This is a genomic window from Catenuloplanes niger, from assembly GCF_031458255.1.
Lineage (GTDB): Bacteria > Actinomycetota > Actinomycetes > Mycobacteriales > Micromonosporaceae > Catenuloplanes > Catenuloplanes niger.
In genome coordinates this window covers 4017873-4036633 of record NZ_JAVDYC010000001.1, presented here as the reverse complement: position 1 = coordinate 4036633, position 18761 = coordinate 4017873, and the positions used below count along the sequence as shown (strand labels likewise).

The 18761-nt window shown below is 72.7% G+C and carries 14 protein-coding genes; 8 read left to right on the top strand and 6 right to left on the bottom strand.

Features of this window, described 5'->3' with window-relative positions; genetic code table 11:
* Nucleotide 1 precedes the first annotated feature (1 nt).
* Nucleotides 2-1129 (bottom strand): PQQ-binding-like beta-propeller repeat protein, encoded by a 1128-nt coding sequence (locus J2S44_RS17560; RefSeq protein WP_310414887.1) that lies wholly within the window; start codon nt 1127-1129, stop codon nt 2-4.
* Nucleotides 1130-1292: 163 nt separating this feature from the next.
* Here J2S44_RS17560 and J2S44_RS17555 point away from each other — a divergent pair, with 163 nt between their 5' ends.
* Complete coding sequence (locus tag J2S44_RS17555; protein WP_310414884.1) at nt 1293-2279, top strand: prephenate dehydrogenase/arogenate dehydrogenase family protein; 987 nt, start codon at nt 1293-1295, stop codon at nt 2277-2279.
* 15 nt (nt 2280-2294) lie between these two features.
* On the opposite strand, the gene J2S44_RS17550 is transcribed toward J2S44_RS17555, so the two are convergent.
* Nucleotides 2295-3140 (bottom strand): GlxA family transcriptional regulator, encoded by an 846-nt coding sequence (locus J2S44_RS17550; protein WP_310414882.1) that lies wholly within the window; start codon nt 3138-3140, stop codon nt 2295-2297.
* Nucleotides 3141-3217: 77 nt separating this feature from the next.
* On the opposite strand from J2S44_RS17550, the gene J2S44_RS17545 reads away from it, so the two are divergent.
* The 3 genes from J2S44_RS17545 (at nt 3218) to J2S44_RS17535 (ending at nt 6096) form a co-directional block, all read left to right on the top strand.
* Entirely contained in the window at nt 3218-3646 is a 429-nt protein-coding gene (locus tag J2S44_RS17545; protein ID WP_310414879.1) for a RidA family protein, read from the top strand.
* A gap of 108 nt (nt 3647-3754) precedes the next feature.
* The gene (locus J2S44_RS17540) at nt 3755-4996 is read left to right on the top strand and encodes a sensor histidine kinase (protein ID WP_310414876.1); all 1242 of its coding nucleotides are present in this window, start codon (nt 3755-3757) and stop codon (nt 4994-4996) included.
* A complete protein-coding gene (locus J2S44_RS17535; RefSeq protein WP_310414873.1) occupies nt 4987-6096 on the top strand; it encodes a hypothetical protein in 1110 nt (369 codons plus the stop codon). Before J2S44_RS17540 ends, J2S44_RS17535 begins: the two co-directional genes overlap by 10 nt.
* A gap of 8 nt (nt 6097-6104) precedes the next feature.
* On the opposite strand, the gene J2S44_RS17530 is transcribed toward J2S44_RS17535, so the two are convergent.
* Both J2S44_RS17530 and J2S44_RS17525 read right to left on the bottom strand, forming a co-directional pair.
* Nucleotides 6105-9590 carry an ATP-binding protein gene (locus tag J2S44_RS17530; RefSeq protein WP_310414870.1) on the bottom strand — a complete coding sequence of 1162 codons (3486 nt, stop codon included), beginning with the start codon at nt 9588-9590 and terminating at the stop codon, nt 6105-6107.
* Nucleotides 9591-9659: 69 nt separating this feature from the next.
* On the bottom strand, nt 9660-10622 hold the full coding sequence (locus J2S44_RS17525) for a DUF1775 domain-containing protein (RefSeq protein ID WP_310414868.1): 963 nt from the start codon (nt 10620-10622) through the stop codon (nt 9660-9662).
* A 167-nt stretch (nt 10623-10789) separates the two neighbouring features.
* On the opposite strand from J2S44_RS17525, the gene J2S44_RS17520 reads away from it, so the two are divergent.
* Nucleotides 10790-11902: a lytic polysaccharide monooxygenase gene (locus tag J2S44_RS17520; RefSeq protein WP_310414864.1), complete on the top strand. Its 1113-nt coding sequence runs from the start codon at nt 10790-10792 to the stop codon at nt 11900-11902.
* An 88-nt stretch (nt 11903-11990) separates the two neighbouring features.
* A complete protein-coding gene (locus tag J2S44_RS17515; RefSeq protein ID WP_310414861.1) occupies nt 11991-13163 on the top strand; it encodes a L,D-transpeptidase in 1173 nt (390 codons plus the stop codon).
* A 96-nt stretch (nt 13164-13259) separates the two neighbouring features.
* On the opposite strand, the gene leuA is transcribed toward J2S44_RS17515, so the two are convergent.
* On the bottom strand, nt 13260-14993 hold the full coding sequence (gene leuA / locus J2S44_RS17510) for a 2-isopropylmalate synthase (RefSeq protein WP_310414858.1): 1734 nt from the start codon (nt 14991-14993) through the stop codon (nt 13260-13262).
* A 222-nt stretch (nt 14994-15215) separates the two neighbouring features.
* Complete coding sequence (locus tag J2S44_RS17505) at nt 15216-16004, bottom strand: hypothetical protein (protein WP_310414856.1); 789 nt, start codon at nt 16002-16004, stop codon at nt 15216-15218.
* 279 nt (nt 16005-16283) lie between these two features.
* On the opposite strand from J2S44_RS17505, the gene J2S44_RS17500 reads away from it, so the two are divergent.
* Both J2S44_RS17500 and J2S44_RS17495 read left to right on the top strand, forming a co-directional pair.
* Complete coding sequence (locus J2S44_RS17500; RefSeq protein WP_310414853.1) at nt 16284-17549, top strand: aspartate kinase; 1266 nt, start codon at nt 16284-16286, stop codon at nt 17547-17549.
* A gap of 7 nt (nt 17550-17556) precedes the next feature.
* Nucleotides 17557-18630 (top strand): aspartate-semialdehyde dehydrogenase, encoded by a 1074-nt coding sequence (locus tag J2S44_RS17495; RefSeq protein WP_310414850.1) that lies wholly within the window; start codon nt 17557-17559, stop codon nt 18628-18630.
* Nucleotides 18631-18761: the final 131 nt, after the last annotated feature.

The following is an 18761-nucleotide window of genomic DNA, read 5'->3' as shown; positions in this document are numbered from 1 at the left end:
TTCACGCGCTCCACTGGGCGAAGCGTTTGCGGGCGGTGTCGTTGATCATGGTGAAGGCGCCGCCGGCGGCGACCGTGCCGAGGGCGGGGCTGGCGGCCATGGCGAGGACGCCGAGCACGCCGTTGCCGTGGGCGGTCCACGGTTCGAGCGAGCCGTCGGACGGGTCGGCGGCCGCGAGCTTGACGCGCTTGGTCTGGCCGTCCTTGCAGCTGCCCTGGCTGCCGGTGGCGGTGCTGGCGCAGATGTTGTCGAAGTGGCCGCCGATGTAGAGCGTGCCGGTCAGCAGCGCGAGCGCCTGCGGGTTGCCGTCCATGGTCATGGTCCAGCGCGTGGTGCCGTCCAGCGCGTAACCGGCGACCGTGCCGCCCCGGCCGCCGTGTGCGGCGTAGACGCCGGTCGGGCCGACCGCGATGCCGTACACGATGACCGTGGCCTTGGTCTTGAAGCCGGTGTCGAGCGTGCCGCCGGACGGGCTGAGGGCCGCGATGCGCGGGGAACCGCCGATGCCGTTGATCTTCTTGAACCGGCCGCCCACGTAGATGCGACCGCCGCCGGACGCGAGCGCCTGCACCTGGTCGTCGGCCTTGGGCTGCCAGGCGGGGTCGAGTTTGCCGCTGCCCAGGCTGAACGCGGCGAGCCGGCCGCGGCTCTCGCCGTTGACCTCGGTGAGGTTGCCGCCGGCGTAGAGGCGGTTGCCGGCGATCAGCAGCGCGTACGGCGCGCCGGTCATGGTGTGGTTGAGCATCGCGCTGACCGTGCCGGTGGTGCCGTCCAGTTTGGCCAGGCCGTCCCGCTTGGTCGCGCCGATCGTGCCGAACGTGCCGCCGACGTAGACCGCGCCGCCGCCGGTCGCGATCGCGCGGACCGTGCCGTCCGCCGCGGGTGCCCAGTCGAGCAGCTTGCCGGTGCGCGCGTTGATCGCGGCGAGACGGCTGCGCCGGACCTGCACGCCGTCGACGACCGCGGCGGTGAAGTCACCGCCGACGTAGATCGTGTCGCCGGCGTATGCGGTGGCCCACACCGTGCCGTTGAAACCGGGCGTGTGCTGCGGCACGGACCCGATCGCGTGCGCGGGCGAACCGGTCCCCAGCACCCCGACGGCGACGATCATCACGGCGAAACGTCGCATTAATACCCTAAAAATCATTTCATAACGGTACGGGCGGCGGCGTCCGGCGCCGGCGAGCGAAAAGGGTGAAAAGCCGCGGAGCTTCGGTGGAGGCCGGGGCGGGCCGAACCGGTGACCCGGAGCCGCTCGTCCGGCTCGGACCGTGCTGTGAAAAAGTCACCGCGTGCGCGTCGCCGTGATCGGAATGGGTCTCATCGGGGGTTCCGTGCTGCGGGCCCTCGCCGCCGCCGGACACGACATGGTCGGCTTCGACGCCGATCCGGCCACCCGTGGCACCGCCCGGACCGCCGCGGCCGAGGCCCCGCCGAGCGCCCGGTGGCGGATCGCGCCGTCCGTCTCCGCCGCGGTCGCGGACGCGGAACTGTGCATGATCGCGGTCCCGCTGCCCGCGCTGGAGACCGTGCTCGACGAGATCACCGGGCGCGGCTACCGAGGCCTGATCACGGACGTGACCTCGGTCAAGATGCCGGTGCTGGACCTGGTCGAGCGCTACCTCGAGGGCGGCTCGCAGCGGCTGGCCGGCTTCGTCGGCGGGCACCCGATGGCCGGCCGGGAGACGTCCGGCTTCACCGCCGCCGACCCCCGCCTGTTCGACGACTGCGCCTGGGTCCTGGGCCTGGAACCCGGCCGCACCATGCTCGGCGACTGGCTCGACCTCGCCGACCTGGTCACCGGCCTGGGCGCGCGGGCGGTCCCGGCCACCGCCGCGGAGCACGACCGGGCCGTCGCCATGATCAGCCACGTGCCGCACCTGGTCGCGTCCGCCGTCGCCGAACAGGCCGCCGACCCGCTCGCGGCCGCGCTCGGCGCCGGCTCGTTCCGCGACGGCACCCGCGTCGCCGCCACCCGCTCCGACCTGGTCGCCGCCATGTGCGGCGGCAACGCCGACTCGGTCCGCCCGGTCCTGGACGCGGTGATCGAGTCCCTCACCGCCGCCCGCGCCGCCCTGGACGCCCGCGACCCGATCTCCGCGCTCCGCCCGTGGCTGGTCCCCGGCCACCGGGTCCGTTCGGCCTGGCCCGCCACCCCGGGTGAGCCGCTGCCGATGCGCCCGTCCGTCACCGCGCTGCTCGACCTGGGCCGCGCCGGCGGCTGGATCACCTCGGTCTCCAAGGACCGCACCACGGTCACGGCGGTTCGCCCGGAGTGACCGGTGCCGTCGGGTCTAGGCCGTCCGTGACCTGCGGTACGCGGTCGGCGTGGTGTCGAGTTCGCGGGCGAAGACGGTGCGGAGGTTCGCGGCGGTGCCGAAGCCGGTGGACCGGGCGACGCGCTCGACGGACCAGTCGGTGGTCTCCAGGAGACGGCGGGCCGCGGTCAGGCGCCGGTCGATCAGCCAGCGCATCGGGGACGTGCCGGTCTCGCGCTCGAAACGGCGGATGAAGGTACGACGGGAAAGGTGCGCGTGATCGGCCATCCGCTGCACGGTGATCGGCGACGCCAGGTGTTCGATCAGCCATTCGCGGGTGTCGGACAGGCCGTCCCGGGACGCGGGTGCGGGCGCGTGGGCGGGGACGACCTCGCGGGCCACCCGGTCGGCCGCGGACGCGCCGAAGTCGGTGCGGATCAGGTGCAGGCAGACGTCGGTCTCGGCGGCCGCGCCGGCGGACGTGACGATCGTGCCGTCCTCGACGAACGTGTCCCCGTCCAGGACGGTGACCGCGGGGTGCAGCGTGCGCAGCGCCGAGAGGTATCGCCAGTGGGTGGTGGCGCGGCGGCCGTCCAGGACGCCGGCCGCGGCGAGGGCGAACGTGCCGGTACAGACGGCCAGGATGCGGGCGCCGCGGTCGTGGGCGGCGCGCACCACCGCGAGGTGGTCGCCGGGGACCGGGAGGTGCGGGTCCGCGAAGCCGGGCACCACCACGACGTCGGCGAACTCGGCGGCCGCGACGTCGGTCTCGTGCACGGTCACCCGATAGCCGGGATGGGAGCCCAGCACGTACTGCGGCAGCGTGACGTCCAGCGGGAAGTACCGCGGCAGCGCGATGATCGCTACGTTCCTGCTCCGCACGTCGTGTCACGATCCTTGCGTTTGTTGGCACCGCCGGGTGTGGGCCGGCGAAAGGGCCGCTCCATACCGTTGCCGGCATGAACGACATCAGGACGGCAAGCCACGGGGTTCCGTGGGAGGACAGCTACGGGTACGTGCAGGCGGTCCGGCGCGGCAACACCATCTACCTCTCCGGACAGGTCTCGCACGACGGGCCGGATCTGGTGGCACCCGCCCCGCTCGATGATGCCGGAGCGGTCACCGACTTCGCCAACACGGCCGCGCAGATGCGGCAGTGCTACGCGAACGCGTCGGAGCTCCTGCGCCGGTTCGGCGCGTCGCTGGACGACGTGGTCGACGAACTGATCTTCGTGTTGGACTCGGACGCGGGCGGTGCCGCGGCCGAGGAGGTGCGCAAGGAGGTCTACGGCCGGCCGGTGCCGCAGGTGGCCAGCACGATCGTCAGCACGCCGCGGCTCGCCTTCCCCGAACTGCTCGTCGAGATAAAGCTGATCGCGGTGGTGTGACCGGACCGTTGGCGCCTTCCACTGGGCGAGCGGGGGATGACGCGGCGTACGGGCGCGTGGAAAGGTGGGGCCGACAGCCCACCCCGATGGAGGAGGCGCTACCTGTCGATGGCATGGCGATCCGAACGGCTTCCGGCGACCGCGCTGGCGGAACGGCCGGAACAACCGGAACAGCCGGAACAGCCGGTGGAGACAGTGGACCGCCCGGTGACGGCCGACGGTGCCACGGGCGGTGATCGCCCGGCCGAACAGGCCCTCCTGAGGTACGCGATGCGGTCCGCCGTACTCCTGCGCGGGGTCGTCGGGCTGGTCGCGACCGTCGCCGGCGTGATGACCGCGCCGGAGGCGAACGCGCTGGTGATCGGCGCGCTCACGGCGAACCTGGTCTGGTCCGTGGTGTTCGTGGCCATCGCCCGGGGTCGCGGCCTGACCTGGTGGCTGGCCGCGGGCGACGTCGCGTTCCTGTCCGGGCTGTGCCTCATCCAGCAGAGCGTGACCGTGCCGGCGGCACTGCCCGGCGCGGCCAGCTGGATCGGCGGGCTGATCTCGATGACGCTGCTGGTCGCGGTCATGGGACTGCCGACGAGGTGGGCGATCCCGGCGTCGCTGGTGCTGGTCGTCGCGCACCTGGTCGGCATCCGGCCGGCCGACGACGGTGTGATCTCCGCGCTGATCCACGTCATCCAGATCATCGCGATGGTGGTGCTGATGTGGGTGCTGCGCCGGTCCGCGGGTTACGCGGACACGGAACTGGCCGCCGTGCTGCGCGACCAGCGAGCCGAGCTGATCGAGCGGGCCCGGCGGGCGGACGAGCGGGTGCAGCGCCGAGACCTGCACGACACCGTGCTGTCCACGTTGACCATGGTCGGGACGGCCGGCATCCTGGGGCCGTCGGCGCAGCTGCGGCAGCGAGCGGCCGCGGACATCCTGGTGCTGGACCGGCTCGCCGGCCCGGACGCGCCCGCGCTCGACGTACCGGCGAACGGTCTTGACGATCGACTGCGGGAGATCGCGCTGCAAACCGACCTGGACGTGGCGCTCTCGATGACGCCGATCGAGGTGCCGGCCCCGGTCGTGGAGGCGATCGCCGCCGCCACCGCGGAGGCGGTCAGCAACGTGCGCCGGCACGCCGGCACCGGCCGCGTGCGGATCACCCTGACCGGTGGCGACGGGGCGGTCCAGGTCGAGATCAGGGACCGCGGTCGCGGCTTCGACCCGCGGAACACCCCCTTCCACCGGTACGGCGTGCGCGAAGCGATCATCGGGCGGATGCAGACGGTCGGCGGACTGGCCGACGTGGACTCCGCGCCCGGCGGCGGCACCACGGTCACGCTGCGGTGGTGGCCGTGATCGAGAGCACCGCGATGCTCGTCGCCCGCCGCTACCTGCGCGGGACCGCGATCGCCGCGCTGGCCATCCCGGTCTGCTGGCACCTGCTCTACGACGGCACCATGACGGTGCTCGGCTGGTCCGTCTACCGCTGGCCGTGGGCGGTGGCGATCTGCTGGGTCGCGTACCTGGCGATCGGCGCGGTCGGCGCGCTCGACATCTTCGGCCGGCCCCGCCCACGCCTGTTCTGGCCGCTGACCGTCGCCGCGCTGCTGGTGGTCGCGATCGTGCTGGCCGCCTGCCCGCCCGAGGAGATCCTCCGGTCCTTCAACTGGGCGTGGGGCTCGATCGGCTGGCTCGGCGTGATCATCTGCTGGCGGCGCCCGATCACCCACCTCGTCGCGTTCGTGCTGGCCAACGCCGCGATCGTGGTGACCGGGCTGGCGATCGGCGACCAGCTCGACCAGATCACGCTGGCCCGGCTCGGCATGGTGGTGATCGGCAGCGCGGCACTGCAACTCGGGTTCGCGTTCACCGCCGGCGGCGTCCGCGCGATCGCCGCGTCCGTCACGAGGAGCGCGGTGGCGCGCGCGGAGGTCGCGGACCGGCGCGCGGTCGCGGAGGCCGTGCACGCCGCCCGCGTCACCCGCTACGAGGACATCCGCGACGACATCCGCACGCTGCTCACCGAGCTGGCCGACGGCGCCGACCCGCGCGACCCGCTGGTCCAGCAGCGCTGCCGGGCCGGTGCCGCCCGGCTCCGCCGCCTGCTCGCCGAGACCGACGACGTGCCCGACCCGCTGCTGCACGGCCTGCGCGCCGGCGCCGACGTCGCCGAACGCCGCGGCGTCGAGGTCTCGCTGGTGCGCGTCGGCCACGTCCCCGACCTGACCGTGGAGACCTGCCGCGCGCTCTCCGAGGCGCCGATCGAGGCCCTCAGCAACGCCGCCACCTGGGCCCGGGTCACCGTGGTCGGCTCCGGTGACGAGGTCGTCGTCAGCGTCATCGGTGACATGCCCGAGGTCCCGGTCGCCCCCCGCAAGGGCATCGAGATCACCGCGCACACCGAGGGCGAACGCCGCTGGATCGAGGCCCGCTGGCAGTTGCAGCCGGCGGCCTGACCGGCCCGTCAGATCCGGCCGAAGCTGAGGATGCCGCTGGCCGCGCCGGCCAGTTCACCGGCGGCCGGGCGCAGCGCGGCGCGCGCGTGCGCGAGGACGGCGGTGTCGCCCAGCTCGGCGGCCGCGTGCGCGAGCAGCCAGAGGCGGGCCTCGAGCAGCAGGTCATGAGGGGATTCCGGCACGGCGTGCAGGGCCGCGGCCGCGGCCTCCCGGTCGCCGCGCGCGATCAGGCGCAGCGGGCGGACCCACGGTTCGTAGGGACCGGCGTCGTCCACCTCGGAGCGCGGGTCCAGGGACAGCAGGGCCAGCGGGAGCAGGCCCTCCTCGACGCCGGACATGCCGCTGCCGGCCATCCGGGCGGCGGCCGCCCGGTACGCGTCCGCCGCGGCGTCGGGCGCATCGTGCAGGGCATGGCGCAGGCCGGCGTACCAGCCGGTGAAGACGCCGACCATCGGAAGCTCGTAGCGGGCGGCCAGCCGGTCCGCGTCGGCCGCATGCCGGTCCGCGGCGGCGACGTCGCCGCGCGCGCACGCCGACTGCAACAGGATGAGGTGGCCGAGCACCTCGAACGTGACCAGCCGATGCCGTGCGGCCAGCGCGGCGAGCTCGGCGCCGATCGCGGCCCGTTCCGCGGACCGGCCGGCCGGGCCGAAGCAGTGCATGAACCGGGCGTTCAGCGCGAACGCCAGCAGTTCCGGTGCACCGGACGCGCGGGCCAGCCGTTCCGCCTCGCGCGCCGCGGTCTCGCCACGCGTGCCGGTGCCGCCGCGCAGTTCCATCGCGATCGTGCTGAGCAGCCTGCTGCGCAGCCGGACCCCGCCTTCGGCGGACAGTTCAACAGCCCCATCAGCGGTACGACCGCCCGCCCGCATCCACCCCGCACCGAGCTTGCGATCCGCACCGTCGGGGCCACCCGCACCCGTCCCGTCGCGCTCCGCGCGGTCACTCGGTCCGTCGTGCTCCGTGCGGTCGCTCCGTCCGTCGTGCTCCGTGCGGTCGCTCTGTCCGTCGCGTTCCGCGCGGTCCAGCGCCGCGAGTGCCCGTTCGGCCGCCGCCACGATCCGTGCCGAGAGTTCCTCGTCGTCGTTGCGGGGCCACACCGCCGGCACCTCGAACGAGGTCACCGCGATCGCCGCCGCCACCGGATCACCGAGTGCCTCCGCGGCGTCGATCGCGTCCGCCCGGTGCCGCCGCGCCTCCGCCAGCCGCCCGACCACCGCCAGCGCCCGCCCCAGCCCCATCACCGCGGTCAGCCTCTCCCGCGCGTTCCCGGCTTGTGCGTCGCCGACCCGCGCGTTCCCGGCCGGTGTGTTGCCGGCCCGCGTATCGTCGGCCGGCGCGGTCGAGGGTGGTGCGTCGCCGTCGGCCGGGGGTGACTGGGTGCCGGTGGCCGCGTCGTGCGCGTCCAGGGCGCGCTGCCACATGCGGGCCGCCTCGTGCGGGTCGCCGCGGCGTTCCGCCTGCTCGGCGGCGGCCCGGGCATATCGGGCCGCCTGCGCGGCGTGCCCGGCACCGGCCAGCGAGAAGTGGTGTGCCAGCGGGCCGGGGTCGTCCGGGCGCAGCCGTTCCAGCGCGGCGCCGGCCGCGGCGTGCCACCGGGACCGCCGCAACGCGGACAGGTCACCGTAGAGCGTGTCCCGCACCAGGATGTGCGTGAACCGCAGTTGCCCGGCCGCCTCGGTCAGCAGTCCGGCCGCGACGGCCTGGTCCAGCGCGTCCAACAGGTCGTCGTCGCCCAGACCGGACAGCGCGGCCAGCACGTCCGGGTCGATGTCGCGACCGAGCACGGCGGCGCGGCGCAGCAGCTCACCCGCGGGTTCCGGCAGCCGGACGAGGCGGTGCCGGAGCACGTCACGCACGCCGGCGGGCACGCGGGCCAGCGCCTCCACGCCCTCGGCGGCCAGCACCCGGGCCAGTTCCCGGACGAAGAACGGGTTACCGCCGGTACGCCGGTGCAGCCGCTCCACCACGTCCGGCGCGAGATCGTGCCCGGTGACCGCCGCGGCCAGGTCACCGGTCGCGCCGGCGGGCAGCCCGTCCAGGTGGACGCGGGCCGGCTCGACCCGGGCGAGCCGGGCCAGGGCAGCGGCCAGGTCCGGTGTGACCTCGGTGGCCCGGTAGGTGCCGACGACCAGCACCGGCCCGCCGGCCGCGTCAGGGCCGGCGAGCAACCCGGCCAGCAGGTCGAGCGTGCCCTCGTCCGCCCAGTGCAGGTCGTCCAGCACCACGAGCACGGGCGCTCGCCCGGCCGCGGCCTCCACCAGCGCCGCCAGCATCCGCCGCAGCCGGAACCGGGCCGCCGCGGGATCCTCCGCCGCGCCGGAGAGCAGGTCGTCCCCGGCGGACAGCGCGTCGCTGATCTGGAACCAGGGCCAGGCGACGGGCGCGTCCTCGTATTCGGGGCAGCGACCCCACACGGTGGTCCAGCCGCCGGCGGCGAGGTCCGCGGCGAGCGATTCGGCCAGGGCCGTCTTGCCGGCGCCGGCGTCACCGGAGACGAGCGCCAGCGCCGGACGCCGCCGTCGCTCCGCCGTGCGGGCCGCGTCCACGAGCCGCTCCTTCTCCGCCGCACGACCCACGAAGCCCGGAACCCGCCCGGCCCGCTCGACGTGGCCCACCGGCTCCGCGGCGTGGCCGGCGGGGTGGGCCGGGGAGGTGGCGCGCGGCTCCGGGGTGGACGGCGCTCTCCGGGTCGTCGGAGTGGGGACGATGCGCGCGACCGGCCGTACCGTCGAGGGGTTCTCCAGGTTTGGATCTTGGGTCAGGATGGCGGACTCGAGCGCGCGCAGGCGCGGGCCGGGGTCGACGCCGAGCTGGTCGGCGAGGGTGTCGCGGGCGGTGCGGAGCGCGGCGAGCGCGTCGCCCTGGCGGCCGGTGCGGTAGAGCGCGGTCGCCAGCAGATGCCACGCCTCCTCGCGGAGCGGCGCGTCGGCGGTGTGGGCGCGCAGCGACGGGACGGCGTCGGCGGGGCGGGACAGGTCGAGCAGCGCGGCCGCGCGGCGTTCCACCGCCAGTGCGCGCAGCTCGTCCAGGCGGTCGATCTCCGCGCGGGTCCAGCCCTCGGCCGCGAACTCGTCGTAGGCGGGGCCGCGCCACAGCGCCAGCGCGTCGTCCAGCCGGGTCAGCGCGGCCTCGGGGGCCAGGTCGGCGGCCTCGTGCACCGCGTCGGTGAAGCGGCCGGCGTCGGTCGAGGCCGCGTGCAGCGCGTAGCCGATCGGCGCGGTGACCAGCAGTTCCGATGGGCGGCGGGGCGGCCGGTCCGGTTCGAGCGCGCGGCGCAGGTCGGCGACGAACGTGCGGATCGCGGCGACCGCGCGGTCCGGCGGCGCGTCCGCCCAGAGGTCGTCGACGAGCGTGTCCACCGGGACGACGCGGCCGTGTGTGACCAGCAACCGGGCGAGGACCGCGCGCTGGCGGTTGCCGCGCAGCGGGACGGGCCGGCCGTCATGGTACGCGGCCGCGAGCGGGCCGAGCACACCGAACGTCACCGTCACGCGATCAATCTAGGACAAGCGTGGCCGCGCTCCGTCCGGAGCGCGGCCACGTCAGCCCTGTCGAACCGATCAGGACGTCTTTCCGGCCGCCGCCCGGATCGTGGGCGCGGCCTCGCCGGCGGAGGTCTCGGCCTCCGGCGTGGGGGAGTCGCCGCGGTAGCGCCAGACGGAGTCCGGCTGAGCCGGCTTCTCCGACGCGTCCGACCCGGCCGCGGCGGACCCAGCACCGGCGGAACCGGCACCGGCGGTGGCGGAACCAGCACCGGCGGTGGTGGACCCGGCATCGGCGGATCCGGCGGTGGCCGGCGCGGTGGCCGGCTTCCGGCGTGCGATGAACCACATGATCGCGCCGCCGCCGGCCAGACCCACCAGCAGGCCGGCGATCCCGACCCAGAGCCCGGCGTTCGAACCGGTGTCGGTGACGGACGCGACGTTCTGCGTCTCCGTGGCGGTGCCGCCGCCGTGGTGACCGCCGTTCGAGTCGCTGATCGTGTCCGGGATGAGCCGCAGCACGGCCGCGGCGTTCGGCGCGGACGCACCGGCCGCGGGCACCACGTCGTTCACCACGGTGGTGCCGTCGTCGTACTTCTCGGTGACGGTGAAGACCACCTGCTCGGCGACGGGCAGCGGACCCAGCGTGACCAGCAGTTCGGCGGACTGGCCCGGTTTGGCGCCCTTGCCGGGCATGGCGAACCAGGTGATGTCCGACACGGCTTCGGTGACCTTGCTGCTGTGCACGCCCTGCAGCGGGGTGTCGAGCTTCTTCCAGCTGATCCGGGGCGCCCAGTCGTCGATCGACAGCGGATACGTCTCCGCGATCGGCATCGAGTCGGGCATGGTCAGCACGACCTCGTCGAGCGTGGCCTTCGGGCTGCCGTTCGTCACCGTGAAGGTCAGCCGGGGAGCGCCGCCCTGGACGCTCACGTCCGGGTCGACCGTCACGTCCGCGGACGCGGGCGTGGGGAGTGCGAGCGCTCCCGCCGCGAGGGCGAGGGCCGCACCTGCCAGGGACTTGCCGAGCCAGCACCTCATGACGGGTAGTTCGGATGCGGACCCCGGTTTGGTTCAATCCGCCGCACAGATTGAGGTTTGCCTATCGGTTTGTGAGAATGGCGGTGGCGACGCGGGGGCTGACGCGTCGTCGAGCCGGGGCTGCGCTTCCCACCTTTTCGGCAACACCGTGGAAGGAAGCACCCATCGTGAATCTTCGACGCAGGGCGGCCGCCTACTTCGCCGCCTCCGTGCTGGCCGCCGGGCTCGTCACCGTGATCAGTCCGCCGTCCGCGGCTGAGGCGCACGGGGCGATGATGAGGCCCGGCTCCCGCACGTACATGTGCTGGCAGGACGGGCTCGACTCGACCGGCCAGATCGTCCCGCAGAACTCCGCCTGCCGTGCCGCGACCACCATCAGCGGTACGAACGTGCTCTACAACTGGTTCTCCGTGCTGCGCTCCGACGGGGCCGGCCGGATGGAAGGGTTCATCCCGGACGGCCAGCTCTGCTCCGGCGGGAACACGAACTTCACCGGCTTCAACGTGCCCGGCGACTGGCCGCTCACCCACCTGACCTCGGGCGCTCCGTGGAGCTGGCGGTACAGCAACTGGGCGCACCACCCGGGCACGTTCAGCATGTACATCACGAACGACGGGTGGGACCCGTCGCAGCCGCTCGCCTGGGACGACCTCGCGGACACGCCGTTCCTGCAGGTGACGAACCCGCCGCAGAACGGCCCGGTCGGCTCGAACGACGGTCACTACTACTGGTCGGGCAACCTGCCGTCCGGTAAGAGCGGTCGCCACATCATCTACTCGGTGTGGTCGCGCTCGGACAGCCAGGAGACGTTCTACGGCTGCTCCGACGTGGTCTTCGACGGCGGCAACGGCGAGGTCACCGGCGTGAAGGGCGGCGGGACCGTGACGCCGACCCCGACCACCGGCACGCCCTCACCGCGCCCGACGACTCCGGCGCCGACCACGGCCGCGCCGACCACGCCGCCGCCGACCACCGGTCACCCGGGGAACGGCTGCATGGCGATCTACAGCGTGGTCAGCGCGTGGAACGGTGGCATGCAGGGCCAGGTGGAGGTCATGAACCACAACACGGCCACGTCGGGTGGCTGGACCGCCACGTTGACGCTGCCCAGTACGTACACGATCAGCAGTTTGTGGAACGGCACGATGAGCGGCAGCGGCAGTTCCGTCACGGTTCGGAACGTGAACTGGAACGGCGCGATCGCGCCGGAGGGCAGCACCACGTTCGGTTTCGTCGCCAACGGAACCGGATTGCCCCAGGTCAGCTGCACCCTGACCTGATCGGTGTCGTCGACGGGGCTCGCGGAACCGCGGGCCCCGTCCCGCCGATCGGGTGGCAGGAACGGGACAGTCGTCGCAGGATGGACGAATGCGACTGGTTACCCGAGCACTGAGCCTGGCCCTGGTCCCGGCGCTTGCCCTCGGGCTCGCGGCCTGCGGTGACGACGACTCGGCGGGGCCCGGCGGCGGCGCGGCGGAGGCGCCGAGCAGCGCGGCCGCACCGCTGGCGCTCACCCCGGCCGACCGGGAGACGAACGTGCCGGTCTCGGCGGAGATCGGCCTGGCGGACGGCGGCGCGCTGACCGAGGTCGCGCTGACCGACGGCGAGGGCGCGGTGGTCGAGGGCGAGCTGCGTGCGGACGGCAGCACCTGGGTCCCGGCCGACCCGCTCAGCTACGACACGACGTACACGGTGCGGGCGACCGCCGGGGACCGCACGTCCACCGGCACGTTCACCACGATGTCCCGGCCGGGGAACCGGATGGACGCGCAGATCTTCATGGCCGACGGCAAGACGTACGGGCAGGCCATGCCGATCGTGGTGGAGTTCGGGCAGGGCGGCGTCAAGGAGGCGGACCGGGCCGCGGTCGAGCGGCGGCTGTTCGTGCGGAGCGACCCGCCGCAGGAGGGCGTCTGGCACTGGGACAGCGACATCCAGGTCGAGTACCGGCCGGAGAAGTACTGGCAGCCGGGGACGAAGCTGACCATCCGGCTCGGGCTCGGCGGACTGCCGGTCGGCGGCGGCCGGTACGGCAAGGTCGACGTCGACCTCACCGCGTCGATCGACACCAAGCGCCGCGAGATCCAGGTGGACAACGCGAGCAAGAAGCTGACCGCGGTGGAGGACGGCAAGACGCTGCAGACGTACCCGGTGAGCCTGGGCAAGCCGTCCGCACCGTCGTTCTCCGGGACCATGGTGATCATCGAGCGGCTGGAGAAGACCACGTTCGACTCGTCGACGTACGGCGTCCCGGCCTCGTCCGCGGACGGCTACCGCACCGACGTGCAGTTCGCGGAGCGGCTCACCTGGAGCGGGCAGTTCATCCACGCGGCGCCGTGGTCGAACGCGGACCAGGGCCGGCGGAACGTCTCGCACGGTTGCGTGAACGTCTCGGACAGCGGCGGCAAGTGGATCTTCGAGTGGACCCGGGTCGGCGACCCCGTGGTGATCAAGGGCACCGAGGAGAAGCTGCCGGTCGGCGACGGCTGGACCGCATGGAACATGTCCTGGGAGGACTTCAAGGCCGGCAGCGCGCTGTGACCGAGGGGCTGTGACCGAGGGGCTGTGACCGGGGGGCTGTGACCGGGGGGCTGTGACCCGGGTAGGGGCCGGGGTGCCGGCCCCTACCCGGAGTGCTCAGCGTGCGCGGTTGACCGCGCTGGTCACTGCCTTGATCGAGGCGGTGACGATGTTCGCGTCCAGGCCGACGCCCCAGTACACGACCTCGTTGATCTCACACTCGACGTACGCCGCGGCCTGCGCGTTCTCGCCGGCGGTCAGCGCGTGCTCCGCGTAGTCCAGCACGCGTACCCGGATGCCCAGGGCGTGCAGCGCCTGGACGTACGCGTCGATCGGGCCGTTCCCGACCGCGGCCAGCGGGCGCCGGTTGCCCTGGTAGTGCACCTCGGCCTCGATCTCCACCTTGCCGTCGACGCTGCCGGTGGAGTAGCGCTCCAGCGCCAGGCGCGGCGTCACCTGGTGCTCGACCAGGTAGGACTGCGCGAAGATCTCGAACATGCGCTGCGGGTCGACCTCGCCGCCCTCGCCGTCCGTGACCGACTGCACCACGCCGGAGAACTCGATCTGCAGCCGCCGCGGCAGGTCGAACTTGTGCTCCTCCTTCATGATGTACGCCACGCCGCCCTTGCCGGACTGCGAGTTGACCCGGATGACCGCCTCGTAGGAGCGGCCCACGTCCTTCGGGTCGATCGGCAGGTACGGCACGGCCCACTCGAAGTCGTCGATCTCGGTGCCGGCGTTGCTCGCGTCCGCGGCGAGCGCGTCGAAGCCCTTCTTGATCGCGTCCTGGTGCGAGCCGGAGAACGCGGTGTAGACCAGGTCGCCCGCGTACGGGTGGCGCTCGTGCACCGGCAGCTGGTTGCAGTACTCGACGGTCCGCTTGATCTCGTCGATCTGGGAGAAGTCGATCTGCGGGTCGATGCCCTGGGAGAACAGGTTCAGCCCCAGCGTGACCAGGTCGACGTTGCCGGTCCGCTCGCCGTTGCCGAACAGGCAGCCCTCGATCCGGTCCGCGCCGGCCAGCAGGCCCAGTTCGGCGGCGGCCACGGCGGTGCCCCGGTCGTTGTGCGGGTGCAGCGACAGCACGATCGAGTCGCGGCGCGGCAGGTGCCGGTGCATCCACTCGATCGAGTCGGCGTAGACGTTCGGCGTGGCCATCTCGACCGTGGCCGGCAGGTTGATGATCAGCTTCCGGTCCGGCGTCGGGTCGATCACGTCGATCACCGCGGAGCAGATCTCCAGCGCGTAGTCCAGCTCGGTGCCGGTGTACGACTCCGGCGAGTACTCGTAGAAGATCTCGGTGTCCGGCGTGTGGATCTCCGCGTACTTCTGGCAGAGCCGCGCGCCGCTGGTCGCGATGTCGGTGATGCCGTCCCGGTCCAGGCCGAACACCACACGCCGCTGCAGCGTGGACGTCGAGTTGTAGAAGTGCACGATCGCCCGCTTCGCGCCGCGCAGCGACTCGAACGTGCGGTCGATCAGGTGCTCCCGGCACTGGGTCAGCACCTGGATGGTCACGTCGTCCGGGATCAGGTCCTGCTCGATCAGCTGCCGGACGAAGTCGAAGTCGGTCTGCGACGCGGCCGGGAAACCGACCTCGATCTCCTTGTAGCCCATCTGCACCAGCAGCTGGAACATCCGCCGCTTGCGCTCCGGCGACATCGGGTCGATCAGCGCCTGGTTGCCGTCCCGCAGGTCGACCGCGGACCAGCGCGGCGCGGTCTCGACCCGGCGGGCCGGCCACTGCCGGTCGGGCAGGTCGATCGCGAACTGTTCGTGAAACGGCTTGTACCGCCCGAACGGCATGGTGCTGGGCTGCTGCGTCGCGATGGGGTCACTGTGCGTGCTCATGGTTTTCTTGGGCTCCCGTCAGAGCTTCGCTCGAGATTGATCTAGTCGGGGGCCGACTGGCGGGCGCTGGCGAATCGTGGTCGTGGGCGCGCGCTAGATCACCGCGACGAGGTGCCGGCCAGGGATGGGGCCTCGTCGCGGCGGCGAAGGAGGAGAGCCTGCTGCCACATGACGGTCTCCACCCTACGTGATCCACTCCGCACTGGCGAATACACGATGCTGTTATCCGCCCGCCTGCGTACCCGCTGATGGTGTCGCGGTCCGGGGTGGCGGAGTGGCCATGCCGAGCGCCGGCCCGGTCGTCACCGGCCCGGGCAGCGTGATGGTGCCCGGGCCGGTGACCGGCGTCTGGGCCAGCGCCAGCGTGCCGAAGCTCAGCTTCGCGCCGGTCAGCACGCCGGTCTCGTTGTAGCAGTAGATGCCGGTGTCCAGCGGCGCGTCCAGCGAGGCGTAGGTCGACTCGACCGCGTAACACTGGCCGGAGATGCCGTCCGCGACCGGCTTCGCCAGCGACACGGACAGCGGCGCGTCCCGGTCGGTCAGCACCGCGCGCCAGTCCGTGAACGCGTGCTGCACGCGCGGGTCGATGTGCTTCGGCAGCGTGCCGTCCGGGTCCGCGACCCGGATGCAGACCGGCGAGACCGGGCGGGTCTCGGACGGCAGCGCGCACTGGAACAGGCCCTGGCCGTTGACCGCCACCGACACGTCCGCCAGGCCGCCCATCGCGCCGCCCGCGATGTCCACCCGCCAGCTGCGGTCCGTCGCCAGCGTGACGATCACCGCGCGGGGGGTGCCGCCGCCCTCGGTGAGCGTGTACGTGGCGACGACCGAGGAGTCCTCCGCGGCCGCGGCGCGCGCGGCCAGCGACGAGCGGGGGTTCTCCTGCCGCGGTGGCTCGGTGGTCGGCGCCGGCGAGGCCACGGCCGCCGGCTCGGGCCCCCCGCCGCACCCGGCCGCGGTGGCGACGGCGAGCAGTGCGAGTAGAACCGGAAGCGGTCGGGTCGTCTCCACGCGCCCATTCTCGATCGCGCCCGTACGGTTGATCGTGAACATTCGTGCACGACACGCCGGGCGGTTGATGCCAGTTTTTTCGCCGGTTTTCGGCTTTCGGCACGCCTTGTCGCAGGTCGAGGCGGTGATTGCGGCCGGATCGTGGGATCGTGTGCGGCCGGTCGGAGAACTCGTCGGTACCCTGGTGAGGCTTACTCGCCGCCGCCGGTCCTTCACCCGGCGGCGTCGGCACGTGTTCTGGATTCTTGTCGTCGGTCTCGTCTGGAGGGTTCAACACCCGTGGCGCTCGTGGTGCAGAAGTACGGCGGTTCCTCGGTCGCGAACGCGGAGCGGATCAAGCGGGTCGCCGAGCGCATCGTGGCCGCGCGGAAGGCCGGCAACGACGTCGTCGCCGTGGTCTCCGCGATGGGTGACACGACGGACGAGCTCCTCGACCTGGCACACCAGGTCAGCCCGCTGCCGCCGGGCCGTGAGCTGGACATGCTGCTCACCGCGGGCGAGCGCATCTCGATGGCGCTGCTGGCGATGGCGATCCACAACCTCGGCTTCGAGGCCCGCTCCTACACCGGCTCGCAGGCCGGCGTGGTGACCACGTCCGTGCACGGGCGGGCGCGGATCATAGACGTCACCCCGGGCCGCCTGCAGTCCGCGCTGGACGAGGGCGCGATCGCGATCGTGGCCGGCTTCCAGGGCGTCTCGCAGGACACCAAGGACGTCACCACGCTGGGCCGCGGCGGGTCGGACACCACCGCGGTCGCGATCGCGGTGGCGCTCGAGGCCTCGGTCTGCGAGATCTACACGGACGTGGACGGCGTCTACACCGCGGACCCGCGGATCGTCTCCGACGCGCGGCACATCAAGACCATCACGTACGAGGAGATGCTGGAGCTCGCCGCCTGTGGCGCGAAGGTGCTCCACCTGCGTAGCGTCGAGTACGCACGCCGGGCGAACCTCCCCATCCACGTGCGCTCGTCGTACTCGAACAACACCGGAACCATGGTCACCGGATCGATGGAGGACCCTTCTGTGGAGCACGCACTGATCACCGGTGTCGCCCACGACCGCAGCGAAGCGAAGATCACGATCGTCGCCGTGCCGGACGAGCCGGGCGCCGCCGCGAAGATCTTCGAGACCGTGGCCGAGGCCGAGATCAACATCGACATGATCGTGCAGAACGTCTCCACCGAGGGGACCGGCCGCACCGACATCTCGTTCACGCTCCCCAAGGCGGACGGCCCGACCGCGATGGCCGCGCTCAACAAGGTGCAGGAGCAGGTCATGTTCAAGGGCCTGCTCTACGACGACCACGTCGGCAAGGTCTCGCTGATCGGCGCCGGCATGCGCTCGCACCCCGGCATCGCCGCCAAGTTCTTCTCCTCGCTCGGTGAGGCCGGGGTGAACATCGAGATGATCTCCACTTCGGAGATCCGGGTCTCGGTCGTCTGCCGCGACACCGACCTGGACGCCGCCGTGCGCTCCATCCACGACGCGTTCGACCTCGGTGGCAACGAGGAGGCCGTCGTCTACGCCGGAACAGGAAGGTAAGGACGTCATGGGACGGCCCACCCTCGCCGTCGTCGGTGCCACCGGCACCGTCGGCACCGTCATGTGCGAGTTGCTGTCGTCCCGCAAGGACGTGTGGGGCGAGATCCGCCTGGTCGCCTCCGCCCGCTCGACCGGCCGGCTCGTCTCCGTCCGCGGCGAGGAGCTGGAGGTCCAGGCGCTCACCCCCGAGGTCTTCGACGGCGTCGACGTCGCCATGTTCGACGTCCCGGAACCGGTCGCCGCGGAGTGGGCGCCGGTCGCCGCCACCCGCGGCACCGTCGTGGTCGACAACTCCGGCGCGTTCCGGACCGACCGCGACGTCCCGCTGGTCGTCCCGGAGATCAACGCCGAGCAGGTGCGCAACCGCCCCCGCAACATCATCGCGAACGCGAGCTGCACCACGCTCACCATGGTGGTCATGCTCGCACCGCTCCACCGGGAGTACGGTCTTCGCGAGCTGGTCCTCGCCTCCTACCAGGCCGTCTCCGGCGCCGGTCAGGCCGGCGTCGACATCCTGCACGACCAGATCTCCAAGGTCGCCGGCGACCGCGCACTCGGCACCCGCTCCGGCAACGTCCGCCAGTCCGTCGGCGACGACCTCGGCCCGTTCCCCGCGCCGATGGCGCTCAACGTGGTGCCGTGGGCGGGATCGTTGCAGGACCTGGGCTGGTCCTCCGAGGAGCTGAAGGTCCGCGGCGAGACCCGCAAGATCCTCGGCCTCCCCGACCTGAAGGTCTCCGCCACCTGCGTCCGCGTCCCGGTCATCACCGGCCACTCCATCGCCGTCCACGCGGTCTTCGCCTCCGAACTGGACGCCGAGGGCGCCCGCCAGGTCCTCCGCAACGCCCCCAGCGTCATCCTGGTCGACGACCCCGCCTCCGGCGAGTTCCCCATGCCCATCGACGCCGTCGGCACCGACCCCGCCTGGGTCGGCCGCATCCGCCGCGCCATGGACGACCCCCGCGCCCTCGACCTCTTCGTCACCGGCGACAACCTCCGCAAGGGCGCCGCCCTCAACACCGTCCAGATCGCCGAACTCCTCGCCAAGGAACTCACCCCCAAGCCCAGCTCGTCCCGCTGACGCGCGGTGGGCCGTTCTGGCCCGAACCGAATCAGAGGCTGATAGTTTTCGGCCCTACTCGTCGAGCGGTCCGGCATGTGCGGCTCCTGCCCGGGGTCGATCCGGCGCGCGGCGAGTGATAGGTGGACTCC